Origin of the sequence: Nostoc sp. (genome assembly GCF_036917135.1) — a bacterium.
Lineage (GTDB): Bacteria > Cyanobacteriota > Cyanobacteriia > Cyanobacteriales > Nostocaceae > Nostoc.
Map to the genome: position 1 here is coordinate 24114 of NZ_JBALEA010000050.1, position 18116 is coordinate 42229.

The window sequence follows — 18116 nt, forward strand, 5'->3', positions numbered from 1 at the left end:
TGAACCGCAGAGGCCAGAGATGACAGAAGCGACTCTTCCAGTTTTAGTTCAGCAAATGTTGCAGCCTGGATTTTATCCCCATGCGGTAACAGAACCTATTCAACTAATTCAAACCCATATTTCTTATGTGTTGTTAACTGGAGATTATGCCTATAAGCTGAAAAAACCTGTGAATTTTGGCTTTTTGGACTTTTCCACCTTAGAGAAGCGGCAGCATTTTTGTCACGAAGAGTTGCGGTTAAATCAACGGGGTGCTGGTGAACTGTATTTAGAAGTTTTGCCCATAACTTTGGTAGGGGAGCAATACCAGTTAGGGGGAACGGGCGAGGCTGTAGAATATGTGCTGAAGATGCGCCAGTTTCCTCAAGAGTCGCTATTAAGTACACTCTTTGAAGAGGGTAAGTTAAATGAGACACGCCTAGAAGAGTTGGGACGGGTGGTGGCTCAATACCATGCCGACGCACAAACGAACGATTACATTCGCACTTTTGGTGAAGTGCCAAAAGTCCGGGCTGCCTTTGATGAGAATTATGAGCAAACTGAGAAGTATATTGGTGGTCCCCAAACTCAGGCGCAATTTACAGAAACAAAGCAATATACAGATAACTTTTTTGCAGAACGTCCAGAATTATTTGCTAGCAGAATTCACAACGATTATATTCGTGAATGTCACGGAGATTTACACCTGAAAAATATTGCTCTGTGGCACGATAAAATCTTGCTATTCGATTGCATTGAGTTTAATGAGCCATTTCGTTTTGTCGATGTGATGTACGATGTGGCCTTCACGGTGATGGATTTGTCAGCTCGTCAGCGCCAAGATTTGGGTAATGCGTTTTTGAATGCTTATATAGAGCAAACTGGAGACTGGGAAGGCCTACAGGTATTGCCCTTGTATTTAAGTCGTCAGGCTTATGTCCGGGCAAAGGTGACATCATTTTTGCTCGACGATGGGAGTGTACCCGCGACGGTAAAGGAAGAGGCGACAAAAACTGCTGCTGACTATTACAAACAGGCTTGGGAGTACACTAAACCAAAACTGGGACAACTAATTTTGATGTCGGGGTTGTCGGGTTCTGGTAAAAGTACCACAGCAAAGTATTTAGCCCGTCAACTGGGAGCGATTCATCTGCGTTCAGATGCAGTGCGGAAACATTTAGGGGGAATTCCCTTGTGGGAAAAGGGTGGCGATGATTTGTATACACCTGAGATGACCGAGAAAACTTACACACGGTTGTTGGAATTGGGGATTATACTGGCTAAACAAGGTTTTTGTGTAATTTTGGATGCCAAGTATGATAGACAGCAGTTACGGCAAGAAGCGATCGCCCAAGCTACAAAGCACCAACTTCCCCTTCAGATTTTCCAATGCACAGCACCGCTAGAAGTTCTAAAAGAGCGTCTGAACAACCGCACTGGTGATATCGCTGATGCCACTGCCGATTTATTAGCCTCACAAATTAAACAAGCTGAACCTTTCACTGAAGAAGAACAATCTTACCTAAAGATTTGGGATACAACTCAACCACAACAGTCACAATTAAAATAATTCATAATTATTAATTATTAATTCGTAATTGAATTGAAAATTACTAATTACGAATTAATAATTAGTTAATAGTCTTTTTTGATGATATGGCAGACAAAAAGAACGATTTTTTCAGTATTTCTCCCAGCTTCTTTTCTCAGCTGTTATTTGGGGCATTTTTAGCTTTTATATTAAAAATGACCGGCTCCGCACTACCTCTGAGCATCTTCTTAGGTATCATGGGGGGTTTCATCTTAAGCTGGATCACAAATGCAACCAGTAATAGTCCCCAGCCTCCAACTGTCGCCTCCTCTGATGGTGTCGATACAGGATTGAAATACTGGTTATTTTTCATGCTTGGTTTTGTATATTTGGGATATCCAGCACCCATGAGTATCTTGCTAGGTGGAATAGGCGCTTTAGCTGGAGGCTGGATTACTGCTTGGTGGGGAAGCAAGGAAGAAACTAGAACTCAGTTGCAAGTTGAAGAGTCTGAAGAAGGTGAAGTTGAACCAACAAATGAGAGGATCAACAAACGGCAAACAAGAAGAACTACCCAGCGTTACCGTCGCACTTCTGGAAGTAGTTTCAATTTCAGGTTTTGGGAAAAGTAGGGATTGGGGACTGGGGACTGGGGACTGGGGACTGGGGACTGGGGACTGGGGACTGGGGACTGGGGACTGGGGACTGGGGACTGGGGACTGGGGACTGGGGACACTTCGACAAGCTCAGTGCATCGCTGGGGACTGGGGACTGGGCAAGCCTGTAAAATCTTAGGTTTGCTCTATGGCAGTTCTCCCTTGAGTGAGGTACAAAAACCACACCCCCCTCACCACAAGCGAGGAGGGGACTATGGCGTACCTAATATGATTGGGAAACGCTATAATTGCTCCACTAAATAGCTATACATTTTTCCTTTTCTGTTCTCAATACCGCTTAATTATTAACCGAGAAGTATTGACTCCTTGCGATGTTTTTATTCTATCCAAATTACCAAATTAAAAGAGTACATCGGTTCTTTTTGCTACCACCTCTCGCACGCGGTAAATAGGCCGTCCTTGGGATTCATGGTATGTACGCATGAGCAATTCTGCCAAAAGACCGAAACAAAACAACTGCACTCCAGTTACTAGCAGGAGAACTGCTAAAATCAGCAAGGGGCGATTGCCAATCATCTCACCTAAGGCCAATTTGACGAAAGTCAAGTAAATTCCGATCGCAGTCCCCGAAACCATTGAAATCAAGCCCAATAGCCCAAAAACGTGCATTGGGCGGGTGAGGAACTTTTTCATAAACAGAATGGTTAACAAATCCATTAATACTCGGAATGTCCGCCAAATCCCATATTTACTGTGACCAAAGCGACGGGCATGATGACGCACTGGCATTTCGGTAATTCTCGCTCCTTCGATGTACGCCAGGGCAGGTAAAAACCGGTGTAATTCTCCGTAGAGGTTCATATCTGCCAACAACTCTGCACGATAGGCTTTCAGGGAACAGCCATAGTCATGGATATTAACGCTAGTGGTACGCCGAATTAGCCAATTGGCAATTTTAGAAGGAAGTAACCGATTGACGGCACCATCTTGGCGTTTTTGCCGCCAACCACTTACCAAATCGTAACCCTCATCCAGCTTTGCTAATAACATCGGGATATCCGCCGGATCATTCTGGAGATCAGCATCTAAAGTGACGATCGCTTTACCCACTGCATAATGAAACCCCGCAGCCATCGCCGCAGTTTGTCCGTAGTTGCGACGTAAAATCACCGCCTTTAAATCAGTGCGGATTTGCGCCTCTTTTTTGAGAAATTCCCCAGAACCATCTGTAGAACCATCATCCACACAAATGATTTCATAATTTATCTGACTAAAGGATAAAGTAGATGCGATCGCTTCTAGTAAAAGCGGCAAACTTTCCACCTCGTCATGTATCGGCACCACCACCGAAACATCTGGGACAATTGCTGAAATCGCCCCATTTTCCCCAATCACCCCTTGATAAACTTTCCCACTCCTCATAAGCCTCAGCGTCCTCAGCGTCTCTGTGGTTCGTAACTCTTAAAAACTCTACCAGCCCCTCGCAGCTGCTGATAGTACGACTGACTAACCGTATCTCCCTGTTCCGAGAGAATATCAATCCCAATCCCATCCCGTCCCTGATCTTTCCCAGAACTATGGATATAATAACCATCGGCTAAATAAAGTCCGACATGGGTTGCTTTTTCGCTAGTTCCAAAAAATACCAAATCCCCGGCTGCTAATTCTGCAATAGTAATTGGTTTGGTAAATCCTTCCTGTTGATAGGCATCTCTAGGTAGCCAAATACCCACCGAAGCAAAGGCCGCCTGCATCAACCCAGAACAGTCATAATTTGGCCCAACCGTACCACCCCAAAGGTAATAATTTGATTGTTGCATCGCTTTTTTAGTAAAGGCGATAACCTCTGCTAGGAGTTTTTTAATTTCAGATTCAGAAAATATTGCAGCCTGATAAGGTACAGTAGCAGATTGTAATGAATCAAAATCTGAAAGCGATATCCATCCCGGATAGTCATCTTCACACAGATACACCTCAACGGCTAAATTTTCATGATTTGATGTTACCCATAAATGTCGCCCAGATGCGGCTTGAGTTGCTAAACGTATACATTCAGGAGAATCATATAAATTCAGATCAGCTAAACACTGATAATCCCCTGATTTGGGATTTGGGACTTCGGCTTCGCTCAGTCGAACCATTTGGGATTTTAGATTAAAGGACATTATTAGAGAATGATTTTTTTTAATAAAGACGAACAGCTCGAAAATCTTGGTAATGGCATTTTAGATGCAACTTGGGCAGCGTTTCCGACCTTAGCCCGTAATCAAATCGCCCTGACTTGGGTTGTTTACGATCCACCAGTACTTGTAAATACTGGTGGTGCGCTGACTCCCAACGCTTTTTGGGATCACCCAGTTCGTGGTTTTACTTATCGGGGTGTTGAGCGAATTTATCCCGCCAGTGTAGTCAAGCTATTTTACCTGGTGGCGGTAAATGAATGGCTAGAAAAAGGTATGAGCCAGACTTCCAAAGAGTTGGAGCGAGCCTTGCGGGATATGATTGTAGATTCTAGCAATGATGCTACCAGCTTGGTTGTGGATATTTTGAGTGGCACCACATCAGGGCCAGAGTTACCAACTGGGCCATTTGAAACTTGGAAATATCAGCGTAATATTATTAACCGCTATTACCAATCTTTGGGTTGGGAAGAATTAGAGACGATTAACGTCTGTCAAAAAACTTGGGGTGATGGCCCTTATGGACGGGAACGGGCATTTGTGGGAGAGTTACTAGAAAATCGCAATATGGTGACAACAAATGCGATCGCCAGGTTACTGCATAGTATTGTAGGTGGAGTGGCGGTTTCCAGTGGGCGATCGCAAGCAATGATGGCTTTGCTGAAACGTCCTCTCGATAATTTGTCTCCTGACGGCGAGGAAAATCAGGTAACGGGTTTCTTAGGTGGTGGACTAACTCCAAATGCTCAAATTTGGTCAAAGGCAGGTTGGACAAGTCAAGTTCGCCATGATGTTGCCTATATTGAGTTACCAGAACAGCGCCCTTACCTCTTAGTGGTATTTACTGAAGGTAAAGCGCAAGCTAAGAGTCAGGCTATTTTGCCCTTTGTCTCTCAGCTCGTTGCCGAAGCGATCGCTACTCTATAATCTACTCCTACATCGCCAGAATACTTTTCTTTTGTGTCCTTAGAGGTTGTTTGTAAAGTAGTTGTCCGTGATTTTAAGTGGTTTTAGATCCCCCCGATCAAGCCTTTTTAAGTTTAGGGTGGTTTCATCTATATTTTTATTTTTTCGGATGAAACCACCTTGCAATCAAGCCTTTTTAAGTAAGTGGGCACAATAAAACCACACTGTGTAAAGAAAAGTAAAGAAGGCTCAAACTCTTTTTCCCCCTGCTCCCTGCCCCCTGCTCCCTGCCTTATCCCAACAATAATTATTTACGCCTACCTACTTAAGGGGGGAACCGGAATCAAAATCGATAACCACCTTGAAGTTTGAGGTCAAACCCATTTTCGCCTGTACCAATTTGAGTTTCTATAAATACACTATTATCTGGAAAATTGTGCCTCACAATGATTCCATAGTTGAAGCCAGAAACTCGGCTGCTCAAACCTAGATTATTAACACTATAATTTTTTAGATAAACACCAGCAGAAATATTTTTACTGACTCGTTGTAATCCTTGAAATTGAAAGAATAATTCTTTGCCCATTTCTATATTTGTCTTCAAATTTAAACCATGACTAGTACTAAATTCTCCATTAAAAAGACCTAAGAATTCACCATTGCTATTATTCTCAATAAAAGCGATACCAGGAGCTAAGGAAAAACCGAAATTTCTTTCTTGATGCTGATATAAATAACTTAAGTAAGTAGAAAAAGGATTATTTTTATTAGAGGCACTATTCCAGTTAAGCCTCAAATACGGTACGTGAGTATTAATAGCTACAGGTCTTTTGGCTGAATTTAACAGTACATCAGTTTTAATATAGTTGACAAGTATATTAGTATAGATACCGAAAGTTGGTTCTTCCGTCCCTAAATTATTATTGGAAACGCCTGGTGCAGAGTTGGCATCTATATTAAACCATGTTCCTAAATTGGCACTATAGTTAAGATTTCCAGAAGAACCTGCTGCTAATAATTCAACTGTTGGTAAAGATAGATAACCACTAAAGTTATTAAAACTAATACCTATTTTGTCAACTCTAGTGAGTTCCATATAATCGAATGCTAAATCAGCAGATCGCACCTGTATCGGTACTATTGTAGTATCTGCTGAACTAAATTTTTGTACAAATTGTTGCCCTTGGGGATTTGTCAAAATTACTTCCGCAGCAGAGGATTCGTTAATAGGATTAATGGAAGTATCATTTAAAGGAATTGGGATTCCAATGAATGTCAGAGGCCCAAATGTTTTATTAGAAAGTCTGAGATCAGAAAAAAATGTATCACCTTCATTTAATATAGAAATATTTCTTTCAATAAACTGAACTGCTCGTTTGTAGTTTCCCGTTCTTACTTGTAAAATACTGGAATTATTAGGAGTGATTTTACTGGGAAGTGTGTAAGTTCCAGATACCTGCTCTAGTCCACTGGCTGCATTGGCATAAGATAAAGTACGATTCAGTCTGTTATTGATTTGTCTTCTTTGTTCAGCCGTAGTCGGTGTATTTAAAGGACTAAAACCTTCTCCATTCTTAAACTTTTGTCTAGCTTCTTCTAAACCGTGTTGAATATTATCAATTTTAATAGCTTCAAAAACTTCACCTAATAGCAGACCTAATGTAGAATTCACTGATTGAATAGCATCAACACTAGCATCACTTATTTTAGCTGTTAGAGATAATCCTGGAGCAGAAAAAATATTAGTATAGGTAGCTTTAGCTGTAACTGGGTCATATTGAATCAAGCTGCGATTATGAGGATGGCTAACATAAATTCTGTGCCAATCAGAAGTTTCTTCAGTTTGAGATAGTGTCTTAAATACAGGTTGTCTTCTTCCTAAAGATAGCCACTCTAAAGAGTTAAGATAATGAAAGTCTTTCTCGGATTGAGAAAGAAAAGGATTAACTGCTACATTTAACAAATCAAAGTTATCAAATTTTCCAAGTTGAGCAATCTTAATACCTGGAAAGGAAGAGACGGGAGCAGTAAAACCAAAGCCTTCTCCCGTCAAAATATTTCCCCAGAAGATACCAGTAGCTTCTAGAGCGCTTTTAGGAATAATCTCACCTACTTTGAGTTTGACATTTCCATTATCTAGTAAAGGTTGTATATTGTTCGTTGGAAAGCCTTGCAGAATTTTGGGAGCATTGCTAGCATCTAAAGCTTGAAATAAAGCTTCTCCACCATTAACACTCAAAGTAGAGCCACTACCAAGATTTGGAATAGGATTTTTGAGAACTGTGACATTTGGACTGTTTAAGTCAATGCCACTATTAATCACAACTTTACCAGCAGGTATGCCTTCAGGATTTATCAATTGTCCTGCTATTGAAGTTATAGAAAAATTCTGAGTATCAACTTGTCCAATTAATTTTTGAAAGTCTGTAGGTATAGCAAACAGAGTTTGCAATCCCCAAAATGCCTGCTGTGAAGTAACTTTTTGGGTGATATAAGTATTAGTTTGTCTTCCTTGAGAGAGGATACCGAATTGGGAGCCTTTAGTTTCAACTACTATTCTATTGTTATCGAGAACCCAGTAAAATTGGTCAGTTTTTGGAAATTTAGCATAAGTAAATTTATTAATAATCTGATTGTTTCCAGAAAATCTCACACTTATGTCTGTATCTATATAACTTTCATCCTCATTTGGCTTAAATAATTCTGTGGAAAACGTCAGGTTATCCGTTGGGTTAACAATCCAAGGATATTTATTAGAACTAAGGGTGAGGGCATCAAGAATTATTTGCTTTTGTTTTGTTTGTTGTTGTTTTTTTGAATTACGCAGCTTTTCTATTAGTATTTGTTGTGTTGGTGTGTATGGCTTAGTTGTATTCGGTTGAGTCTTCTCATTACCTTCATCAGGTGGCTTGGGAGGTTCTATTTTATATTCTTCAATTGGGATAATGTCAGCTATGGTAAATTTGGATAACTGTTTGGTTTTATCTAAATGAGAAGTAGGCTCTTTTAAAGTTTTTTTTAACAGGACTTTGCTTTGAGAGTTATCTGAGTTATCTGATTTATCCGACTTGAGTGAATTGTTAGTAGCATTTGGATTATTGTTTACAGACAAGCCAATATTTTTTTTAGCGTCAGATTCTAAAGCGATCGCAGAAAATTGAACTAGGATTATTTTGAACAATATTGTTGAAAATAAAAAGCAACTTACAATTGCTTTTATATTTTTCTTGAATCTGATTCGTGAGAAATTTGCAATTATTGGACTTGAAGATTTACAGTTTTCCACAATACAAGTGTGCTATTTTTTAGATTCAATAATAAAAATAAATTCAAATTATTTAATATTTTCCTTATTTGCTTTATGTGCGAAACATAATTCTTCTTTATCAGAAATTAATCATGATTTGATTTTCAAAACTCGGAGTTTTTTGTTTACTTGAATGCATTCAATAATCGTTTTCGTTAATTCGATATAGATACCCAAATAAAAGCGATTTTCTGATCTTGGCTGTAAGCAATAAAATAGGACTAAGCAGATTTACTGCAAGAAAAGTGTAATTCTTCAGCAATCATTAAACCTCAGCAAAATCACTAGAGCTAGAAAAGTCAGCTATTTTTTAGCCGTATAAACACGTAATGTGAAGATATTCAGTCAAAAAAGTAGGTGAAAAAATATGTTTCAGGCTACTCGCCGCCGTTTGGCGATTTGGTACACTACTGTCACTGCTGTATTACTACTACTGTTTGCCAGTGGGGTTTATTTATACGTCCGTGGTACACTGGTTGAGCGGATTGATGATACCCTTAATCATGTAGTGGAAATAGTCGAGCGTTGTCTTACAACCACTCGCTGTGCATCTACGCTCATATTGGAACCAATTAATGCTGATGCAGATAAATTTCGCATTAATGTAGAAGCCAGTTTCAGTGACAATACTGACGCCGTAGAAGATGATCACATTGACCTAGAATGGTTTAGCCCCACTGGTAAATTACTTTGGTCAACGCTATCCGAACCCCTAAATATTCCCATTCGTGCCAACCGCAGTGGTGAAACTGTGCGCGTAGTCAGGGGAGAGAGTGGAAATTCAAAATTCAAAATTCAAAATTCAAAACTCATAACTCCCCATTACCCCTTATCCCCAGAGGGGGCCCCACCTTCCCCACTGTTATTGCGACAAGTTACCCAACGGGTAGAAGTGGGACGGCAGGTATTAGGATATCTGCGTGTTAGTCATCCCTGGTTTGAAGTCACTAAACCCAGTCGCCAGTTAATTTTTGATTTGGCGCTAGGTATTGGGTTAATGGTGCTTTCTGTAGGTGCAAGTGGTTGGTTTCTTTCGGGTAAAGCGATGGAACCTGTAGGTGAGTCTTACCAACGCCTCAAGCAATTCACTGCTGATGCTTCCCATGAACTTAGAAGTCCCATTACTTTGATTCAAACCAATGTGCAAGTTGCTCTTGCTGACTTGGATTTAGCAGAGGCAGAAGCGACTACTTCTTTGCAGTATCGGCAACAGTTAAAGGTGGTGGAACGGTTAACGCAGCGTTTGGGTAAGTTAGTCAATGACTTACTCTTCCTAGCACGCCAGGATAGTGGTATTAGTAAAGATGCTTTTTCACCTTGTCCACTAGATGCTTTGCTGATGGAGGTGGTTGAAGAACAACAATTGTTAGTCCCTGAAAAAGAAATTGCACTTTCTCTACACTTAGTTGATCCTCCCCCTTCTGAAACTAGCCCCGAATTACTAGAAAATTGGTTTACTCTTGTGGGCAATTGGGATCAATTAGTGCGGCTGTTCACAAATTTAATTGCTAACGCCTTGCATTACACTCCAGCAGGTGGACGGGTGAAAGTGGAGTTGGCGCGGATAGAGGGAATAAATCGGGTTTCTGGGCTACGTCATACCAGTGCCCAGTTGCAAGTTAAAGTGAGTGATACTGGAGTTGGAATTCCGGCGGAAGCATTACCACGCTTGTTTGATCGGTTTTATCGGGTAGATCGGGCACGTACTCATCGGACTGCGAATACAGCTACAGCCAGCGCTACTGGTTCAGGGTTAGGATTAGCGATCGCTCAAGCTATTGTCGAACATCATCAGGGTCATGTTCAAGTTGAAAGTACCCAAGGCATCGACACCACCTTTACTGTCACTTTACCAATAACTCTTGAGTCTTAATTTGGTCAGAAATTTTTGTTTCCTGTGATAGATGTAGAAAAGTAAATAAATTTATTAATCCATATAATAATGGTTATCAGAGCATCCCCGTTAAAAATTGCTCAATAGAAACCCTATTCAATCAAAAAACTGGTCTTAGTTAAGACCAGTTTTTTGATTCTATTGCAAACTTTTAACAAAGCTTACTGCCGAATATTAATGGAACACACTTGAAAAGATATTATTAATCTTTCTCATTAAAATGTCAAGATTTCATTATGGGACTTCCCCAAAGTTTCCCATTAGATGTTGCCACTTCCCTTAAATTATCAGGCGGCGCTGACAAACTCTTGTCGCCAAAATGCTTATCCATCAACGCCGGGATTTGTGCCGCTTGAATTCGGCTATGGCGGGTTTTATCTGGCATAACTAAGTTAGGCCCAGCTTTACAATTTTTCATACAACCAGTGCCCTTGATTGTAACTTGGTCTTCTAAACCGCGATCGCTTAAAGCCGCCTCCAACGCCTGACAAACCCCGTTACCACCGCGTTTCATGCAATCAGACTTTTGACAGACCAAAATTGTTGCTTTAGTCTTTGCTGATTTTACCTTGGTATGATCAGTCGCTGGGGGTTCTTGTAGTGGTGCGATCGCTTCAACTTTTCCTATGTCATAACGCGCCGCCATTACACGTTCAGCTTTCAGAGTGACTGTGCCATCCTTCAAATCATATTTTTTGTAACCAACAACTTGCAGCCAAGTCCCTGGTGCTAACCGCAAGTCAAAAGCAGCCCGTAAATGTTTAGCTAGTTTAATGTAGGACTCACCATCATGAGTCCCTAGCAGTAAGCCTTTAAGCTTATAGCCATCTTTAATAACAAAATCTATAAACCTACCTTCAAGGCAAAATTCTGATACTTCTGTAGCCTGGGATCTACTCATTTTTTTAACCTATTTCCAACTAGTACAAGCTATCAAGTGAGATATTTTCAGCAGATTATAACTGTTGGTACCGACTCTGCCAGCAACGCTCAAGAGTCCAAATCTGGTCTTGACGAGAGGCTGCAAATCGCCGTATCACACTCCAAAGTTGAACACCAGCAGTAGGATTCTCAATTTCAACTTTTAATTGCTGGTTAGCCGCACAACTACAGGGAATGTCTAACTCCTTTAGGCGTTGATAGACTTGCCACCTGTCTGCCCAATTCACCTCTACAAGGTGGTTTATTTCTGTTTCTGAACTAAACGATTTCAAGAGAATTGCCCTCAAAGTGCAACAGACTTGCAGTAACTACCCAGATTTAACTCCCGGCTTTTTGAAAGTCTTAGGAGTTTAGCCTCTTAAAAGCAGTATACATTAAGTGCAAATAATTCTCATTAATTTTGGAAAAAAATAAATAAAATTTTTGTAGCCATCCCATAAATGAGATAAGAGACTGACAACAAATAAATTATCCAATCTTGTGGGGTGGGCAACATGAGCGCCCGTAGCCCAGGCTCTCGTGTCGCCCACCCCACAAGAAATTGTTGAGTATTTTTTATTTAGAAGTCCCTAAGGAGGTATTTACTCCTCCCTCTTCTTTCCCCCCTGCTCCCTCATCTGCGCACTCTCTTGCAAACTATACACATCTAAGTCTGTATGTCAACAATAATGATAAATATATGCAACTTGATCAGCGTACAATCATGTAGCAAACAATAAAATTGAGGGTTTTAGTAAGCAAAAACACAAAATCTTATCATGGCGAATTGCCTTGCTATTATAATTAAAATGTTAATATGTAAGGATTAAGCAGTTAAAAACTGTAATTACTAAAAAGAGAGAAATACAATGTCTGAAACGCAAACTTTGTTACGGAATTTTGGTCATGTATATGACAATCCTGTGTTGCTGGATCACAGCGTCACTGCTCCAGTTACAGAAGGATTCAACGTTGTATTAGCTAGTTTCCAAGCACTGTACTTGCAGTACCAAAAGCATCATTTTGTAGTTGAAGGCTCAGAATTTTATTCTCTACATGAGTTTTTTAACGAAAGCTACGACCAAGTACAAGACCATGTACATGAAATTGGAGAACGCTTGGATGGACTAGGTGGTGTGCCAGTAGCAACCTTCAGCAAATTAGCAGAATTAACCTGTTTTGAACAAGAATCTGAAGGCGTATATTCCTCTCGCCAAATGGTAGAAAATGACCTAGCAGCCGAACAAGCGATTATTGGTGTAATTCGCCGTCAAGCTGCTCAGGCAGAGAGTTTAGGCGATCGGGGTACACGTTATCTGTATGAAAAGATTTTGTTGAAAACCGAGGAACGTGCTTATCATTTATCTCACTTCCTCGCCAAAGACAGCTTAACATTAGGGTTTGTCCAAGCCGCTCAGAGCTAAAACCCTCATAAATCTAGATTTGTCTACCTAGACTCAAAAAAAAAGTTAGCAGCACTAACTCTTAAAAAATTATAACAAATGGCAGAGAATGACATACCTATCTCTCTGCCATTTTTAATATAAGCAAAAATATTCTTCTAATACTTAATCTTAAAAATCTTTAGCAATTAGCTAGCTTAGATAAAAAATTATCTCAGTAGTTTCTATGTGCTGAATAAGCAGAAAATATATCCAGACATAAATTATCATCTGCTGTAAGGTTTTATCAAATTAAATAATAAATATTCGCAAAAGTTTTAGGAATTTTAACATCAAAATTAAATAAAATTAGAAATACAAAATAGTCAAAGCGAGTTAGGAGTTAGGAGTTATTATTCTTGCCCCAGTCCCCAGCGATGCACTGAGCTTGTCGAAGTGTCCCCAGTCCCCCATCCCTCTCTGTCATCAAACTTAGAAAACTTAATAATAAAAAGCACAATAGGGGGTAAAGACCCTTAAAATAATCAGGATTTGTATTCGTATTCCAAGGCAACGACTATGCCCCGCCGTGACGACCTCCGGAAGATTCTACTGTTAGGCTCTGGCCCAATTGTGATCGGACAAGCCTGTGAGTTTGACTACTCTGGCACTCAAGCCTGCAAAGCACTGCGAGAAGAAGGCTATGAGGTGGTTTTGGTCAACTCCAACCCTGCAACAATTATGACCGACCCGGAAACTGCCGATCGCACTTACATTGAGCCGTTAACACCGGAATTGGTCGAAAAAGTCATTGAGAAAGAACGCCCTGATGCTTTACTACCAACGATGGGCGGACAAACCGCCCTCAACCTCGCCGTTGCTTTAGCCAAAAATGGAGTGTTGGAAAAGTACGGCGTTGAGTTAATCGGCGCTAAATTACCAGCCATCGAAAAAGCCGAAGATCGAAAACTGTTTGGTCAGGCAATGGCAAGGATTGGGGTAGCTGTGTGTCCCAGTGACACCGCCGAGTCTTTAGAAGAAGCCAAAGCTGTTGCCCGCCAAATTGGTACTTATCCCCTAATTATTCGTCCAGCTTTCACGATGGGGGGAAGTGGCGGCGGTATTGCCTACAACCAAGAAGAATTTGAAGAAATGGCACAGGTAGGTATAGATGCCAGCCCCGTTTCGCAAATTCTCATTGACCAGTCTTTACTCGGCTGGAAAGAATATGAGCTTGAAGTAATGCGTGATTTGGCAGATAACGTGGTGATTATCTGCTCCATCGAAAACCTTGACCCGATGGGCATTCACACCGGGGACTCGATTACCGTCGCTCCCGCGCAAACCCTCACTGATAAAGAATATCAAAGGCTGCGGGATATGGCAATTAAAATCATCCGCGAGATTGGGGTGGAAACTGGCGGTTCTAATATTCAGTTTGCTGTCAATCCGCTTAATGGGGATGTGGTTGTAATTGAGATGAACCCCCGCGTTTCCCGCAGTTCGGCTTTATCTTCCAAAGCTACGGGTTTTCCCATCGCTAAAATTGCCGCAAAATTGGCTGTGGGCTATACCTTGGATGAAATTCAAAATGACATCACCAAGAAAACTCCGGCGTCCTTTGAGCCAACAATTGACTATGTGGTAACAAAAATTCCCCGCTTCGCCTTTGAAAAGTTTCCCGGTTCTGACCCAGTGCTGACAACCCAAATGAAGTCTGTGGGGGAAGCAATGGCAATTGGGCGGACGTTCAACGAATCCTTTCAAAAGGCGTTGCGATCGCTCGAAACCGGACGCGCTGGTTGGGGTTGTGACAAAGCCGAGAAATTACCCAGTGGTGAACAAATTCGCGCCCAACTGCGGACACCTAACCCCGATCGCATTTTTGCTGTCCGCCACGCCTTGCAGCAAGGTATAACCATTGAGGAAATCTATGAACTTACTGGTATTGACCGATGGTTCTTGGATAAATTACAACAACTCCTAGATGTCGAGAAATTCCTGAAGCGGACACCCTTGCAGCAATTGACAAAAGAGCAACTTTATGAAGTGAAGCGGGACGGATATAGCGATCGCCAGATTGCTTATGCCACCAAAACCACCGAAGATGAAGTTCGCGCCTACCGCAAGTCACTAGGAATTATCCCAGTTTACAAAACTGTAGATACCTGCGCGGCTGAGTTTGAAGCCTTTACCCCCTACTACTATTCTACCTACGAAGACGAAACAGAGGTAATGCCCGCAACCAAGCCAAAAGTGTTGATTTTGGGTGGTGGTCCCAACCGCATTGGGCAAGGAATTGAGTTTGATTATTGTTGTTGTCACGCCGCCTATGCCTTGAAGGATGCGGGGTATGAGACAATTATGGTCAACTCCAACCCAGAGACAGTTTCCACAGATTACGATACTAGCGATCGCCTTTACTTTGAGCCTTTAACAAAAGAAGATGTCCTTAACATCATCGAAATTGAAAATCCCGTCGGCGTGATCATCCAGTTTGGCGGACAAACACCACTGAAGTTGGCTATCCCATTACAAGAGTTTCTTAGCAATAACACCTCTGGACTAACTACTAAAATTTGGGGTACATCGCCAGATTCTATCGATATGGCAGAAAACCGGGAGCGGTTTGAAAAGATTCTCCAGCAGTTGAATATTGCCCAACCGCCCAATGGTATTGCTCGGACTTACGAAGATGCGCTGATTGTCGCCAAACGCATTGGCTATCCAGTGGTGGTACGTCCTAGCTATGTGTTGGGAGGACGAGCGATGGAAATCGTTTATTCTGATGCTGAGTTGGAACGCTACATGACCTTTGCGGTATTAGTGGAACCAGAACATCCGATTTTGATTGATAAGTTTTTGGAAAACGCCATTGAAGTTGATGTGGATGCGATCGCCGATCATACAGGACGGGTAGTGATTGGTGGCATCATGGAACACATTGAGCAAGCGGGGATTCACTCAGGAGATTCCGCTTGTTCCTTACCTTCCATTTCCCTATCACCAGCAGTTCTCAATCAAATTCGCACTTGGACAGTACAGCTAGCACAAGCACTGTCAGTGGTGGGATTGATGAATATTCAATTTGCCGTTGTCGGCGCAAGTAGTTATTCTCCCCAAGTTTACATTCTGGAAGCCAACCCCCGCGCCTCCCGCACAGTGCCATTTGTATCTAAAGCAACAGGCGTACAGTTGGCAAAACTTGCATCCTTAATTATGTCAGGCAAAACCTTAGAGGAGCTACATTTTACCGAGGAAGTCATACCAACCCACATTGCAGTAAAAGAAGCAGTATTACCCTTTAATAAATTCCCCGGAACTGATACAATATTAGGCCCAGAAATGAGATCCACCGGTGAGGTGATGGGGATTGACAGCGACTTTGGCCGGGCTTTTGCCAAAGCAGAACTGGGTGCTGGGGAGCGTTTACCACTAACGGGAACTGTATTTGTATCAATGAGCGATCGCGATAAAGCTGCTGCTGGTGCTGTGGTGAAAGAATTTATCGATTTGGGCTTTAGAGTGATGGCTACCCTTGGTACACGCCGAGTTCTTCTGGAACAGGGGTTAAATATTGAATTAGTGTTAAAACTCCATGAAGGTCGTCCCCACGTCCTAGATGCAATCAAAAACCAGAAAATCCAACTTATTATCAACACACCATCAGGGGAAGAAGCCCAGACTGATGCAAGGTTAATCCGTCGCACAGCCTTAGCTTACAAAATTCCCATCATTACTACCATTGCCGGCGCAAAAGCTACCGTCGCCGCCATCCGTTCTTTACAAAATACGACTTTGGATGTAAAAGCCATCCAAGATTACTGTGCGATCGTGAGGGAGTAGGGACTGGGGACTGGGGACTAGGGACTAGGGACTAGGAAAAAGTTTTTCAAATACTTAATCCCCAATACCCAATCCCCAGTACCCAGTACCCAGTACCCAATCCCCAATCCCCATTCCCCAATCCCCACAAAAATTAAGTAATTGTTATAAGAGAATGACTATAGTTCTCATTGAGATACTTTAATAAATATGAGGAAAATTATTTGAACCAGATAATTTCTTAAATTGACTTCTAGCCAGCCTTAAGAGAGAGGGTGACATTGCATTAACTGGAACAACCAGGAAATTTAATGTCGCCATCTAGCCAAAACATTCTCATAAATGTTACAATAATTAATAAGATTCCCATAGAAAAATGTTTAAAAAGCGACCTTTTATCTAACTGTAGATACTTGTGCAAAGTAGGAAATAACTGTAGTTTTAGCAGTTAAGAAGCCTAAATTTGATTATTATGAGCAGCCGAATTTATCGGGCGCGTAAGTTGCAAACCATACATGGGTTCCCAGTCTGACTGGGTAGCACCCTAATAAAGCATCTATCCCTTAATGACCCTACCCCCAAACTTATCCCATCATTACCAAAGAGTAGCGCCATGAAGACCGCTCAGACAGCCACAGACCTCGTGCGGACTTACCTGCGTGAGATTGGCCGTGTGCCACTCTTAACCCACGAGGAAGAGATTTTCTATGGTAAACAGGTGCAACGTTTCTGCGCTTTGCACGAATCAAGGGAAAGTCTTGCCACCCAGCTAGATCGTCAACCGACTCTAGAAGAGTGGGCCAAAGCGACAAACCTAGAACCAGTAGAGTTGAACGAAGCGATCGCAGATGGTGAAATTGCCAAGCGCAAGATGGTAGAAGCCAATTTGCGCTTAGTAGTATCCGTTGCTAAAAAGTACATCAAGCGCAACGTCGATTTACTGGATTTGATCCAAGAAGGTAGTATTGGTATGCAACGGGGCGTAGAAAAGTTTGACCCCACCAAAGGTTACAGATTTTCTACTTATGCCTATTGGTGGATTCGGCAAGCGATTACTCGTGCCATAGCCGAAAAAGCCCGCACCATCCGCCTGCCTATCCATATCACCGAAAAATTAAATAAGATTAAAAAGGCACAGCGTCAATTGTCTCAAAAATTGGGACGCGCTCCCACAGCTGGTGAGCTAGCTGAAGAATTAGAATTGACCCCCAAACAAGTGCGAGAGTATTTAGAAAAGGCGCGTTTGCCCCTTTCCTTGGATTTGCGGTTGGGTGATAATTACGATACCGAACTTGGAGAAATGCTGGAAGATCCAGGAGCATCTCCGGAAGAGTTTGTTATGCAATCTTCTCTATCTTATGACTTAGATCGCCTGATGGGTGATCTCACGCCACAACAGAGGGAAGTAATCACACTACGCTTTGGGTTAACTGATGGGCAAGCGCTGACTCTGGCTAGAATTGGTGAAATACTCAACATTAGCCGAGAACGAGTGCGGCAAATTGAGCGGGAAGCCTTAACCAAACTTCGCAAGTCTAAAGCCAACATGGATGAATATTTGGCAAGTTAGTCAT

At 41.8% G+C, this 18116-nt stretch carries 12 protein-coding genes; 7 read left to right on the forward strand and 5 right to left on the reverse strand.

The annotated features are described in order from the left end of the window. Positions 1–19 precede the first annotated feature (19 nt). Positions 20–1549 (forward strand): bifunctional aminoglycoside phosphotransferase/ATP-binding protein, encoded by a 1530-nt coding sequence (locus tag V7K50_RS14965; RefSeq protein WP_334961237.1) that lies wholly within the window; start codon positions 20–22, stop codon positions 1547–1549. Positions 1550–1635: 86 nt separating this feature from the next. Beyond that, positions 1636–2142, forward strand: coding sequence for a hypothetical protein (locus tag V7K50_RS14970; RefSeq protein ID WP_334961239.1), 507 nt, complete (start codon positions 1636–1638; stop codon positions 2140–2142). Between the two features lie 384 nt (positions 2143–2526). On the opposite strand, the gene V7K50_RS14975 is transcribed toward V7K50_RS14970, so the two are convergent. Further along, positions 2527–3549 carry a glycosyltransferase family 2 protein gene (locus tag V7K50_RS14975; protein WP_334961241.1) on the reverse strand — a complete coding sequence of 341 codons (1023 nt, stop codon included), beginning with the start codon at positions 3547–3549 and terminating at the stop codon, positions 2527–2529. A 14-nt stretch (positions 3550–3563) separates the two neighbouring features. After that, positions 3564–4292: a C40 family peptidase gene (locus V7K50_RS14980; protein ID WP_334961243.1), complete on the reverse strand. Its 729-nt coding sequence runs from the start codon at positions 4290–4292 to the stop codon at positions 3564–3566. Positions 4293–4301: 9 nt separating this feature from the next. Here V7K50_RS14980 and V7K50_RS14985 point away from each other — a divergent pair, with 9 nt between their 5' ends. Continuing rightward, complete coding sequence (locus tag V7K50_RS14985; RefSeq protein ID WP_334961245.1) at positions 4302–5234, forward strand: serine hydrolase; 933 nt, start codon at positions 4302–4304, stop codon at positions 5232–5234. A gap of 322 nt (positions 5235–5556) precedes the next feature. Here V7K50_RS14985 and V7K50_RS14990 read toward each other — a convergent pair whose 3' ends face one another. Next, positions 5557–8499 (reverse strand): hypothetical protein, encoded by a 2943-nt coding sequence (locus V7K50_RS14990; RefSeq protein ID WP_334961247.1) that lies wholly within the window; start codon positions 8497–8499, stop codon positions 5557–5559. A 388-nt stretch (positions 8500–8887) separates the two neighbouring features. Here V7K50_RS14990 and V7K50_RS14995 point away from each other — a divergent pair, with 388 nt between their 5' ends. After that, entirely contained in the window at positions 8888–10393 is a 1506-nt protein-coding gene (locus V7K50_RS14995; protein WP_334961249.1) for a sensor histidine kinase, read from the forward strand. A gap of 244 nt (positions 10394–10637) precedes the next feature. Here V7K50_RS14995 and V7K50_RS15000 read toward each other — a convergent pair whose 3' ends face one another. Both V7K50_RS15000 and V7K50_RS15005 read right to left on the reverse strand, forming a co-directional pair. Continuing rightward, complete coding sequence (locus tag V7K50_RS15000; RefSeq protein WP_334961251.1) at positions 10638–11315, reverse strand: (2Fe-2S) ferredoxin domain-containing protein; 678 nt, start codon at positions 11313–11315, stop codon at positions 10638–10640. Positions 11316–11370: 55 nt separating this feature from the next. Continuing rightward, on the reverse strand, positions 11371–11628 hold the full coding sequence (locus tag V7K50_RS15005) for an Asr1405/Asl0597 family protein (RefSeq protein ID WP_334961253.1): 258 nt from the start codon (positions 11626–11628) through the stop codon (positions 11371–11373). A 576-nt stretch (positions 11629–12204) separates the two neighbouring features. On the opposite strand from V7K50_RS15005, the gene V7K50_RS15010 reads away from it, so the two are divergent. The 3 genes from V7K50_RS15010 to V7K50_RS15020 all read left to right on the forward strand — a co-directional run bounded on the left by V7K50_RS15010 (position 12205) and on the right by V7K50_RS15020 (position 18112). After that, on the forward strand, positions 12205–12759 hold the full coding sequence (locus V7K50_RS15010; protein WP_265274903.1) for a Dps family protein: 555 nt from the start codon (positions 12205–12207) through the stop codon (positions 12757–12759). Positions 12760–13296: 537 nt separating this feature from the next. Continuing rightward, on the forward strand, positions 13297–16563 hold the full coding sequence (carB, locus tag V7K50_RS15015; RefSeq protein WP_334961255.1) for a carbamoyl-phosphate synthase large subunit: 3267 nt from the start codon (positions 13297–13299) through the stop codon (positions 16561–16563). Positions 16564–17155: 592 nt separating this feature from the next. Then, positions 17156–18112: an RNA polymerase sigma factor, RpoD/SigA family gene (locus V7K50_RS15020; RefSeq protein WP_334799046.1), complete on the forward strand. Its 957-nt coding sequence runs from the start codon at positions 17156–17158 to the stop codon at positions 18110–18112. Positions 18113–18116 lie beyond the last annotated feature (4 nt).

Bases quoted from the DNA above. Each gene is read 5' to 3' on its own strand.
- V7K50_RS14965 (WP_334961237.1), top strand. From the start codon at position 20: ATGACAGAAGCGACTCTTCCAGTTTTAGTTCAGCAAATGTTGCAGCCT.
- V7K50_RS14970 (WP_334961239.1), top strand. From the start codon at position 1,636: ATGGCAGACAAAAAGAACGATTTTTTCAGTATTTCTCCCAGCTTCTTT.
- V7K50_RS14975 (WP_334961241.1), bottom strand. From the start codon at position 3,549: ATGAGGAGTGGGAAAGTTTATCAAGGGGTGATTGGGGAAAATGGGGCG.
- V7K50_RS14980 (WP_334961243.1), bottom strand. From the start codon at position 4,292: ATGTCCTTTAATCTAAAATCCCAAATGGTTCGACTGAGCGAAGCCGAA.
- V7K50_RS14985 (WP_334961245.1), top strand. From the start codon at position 4,302: ATGATTTTTTTTAATAAAGACGAACAGCTCGAAAATCTTGGTAATGGC.
- V7K50_RS14995 (WP_334961249.1), top strand. From the start codon at position 8,888: ATGTTTCAGGCTACTCGCCGCCGTTTGGCGATTTGGTACACTACTGTC.
- V7K50_RS15000 (WP_334961251.1), bottom strand. From the start codon at position 11,315: ATGAGTAGATCCCAGGCTACAGAAGTATCAGAATTTTGCCTTGAAGGT.
- V7K50_RS15010 (WP_265274903.1), top strand. From the start codon at position 12,205: ATGTCTGAAACGCAAACTTTGTTACGGAATTTTGGTCATGTATATGAC.
- carB (WP_334961255.1), top strand. From the start codon at position 13,297: ATGCCCCGCCGTGACGACCTCCGGAAGATTCTACTGTTAGGCTCTGGC.
- V7K50_RS15020 (WP_334799046.1), top strand. From the start codon at position 17,156: ATGAAGACCGCTCAGACAGCCACAGACCTCGTGCGGACTTACCTGCGT.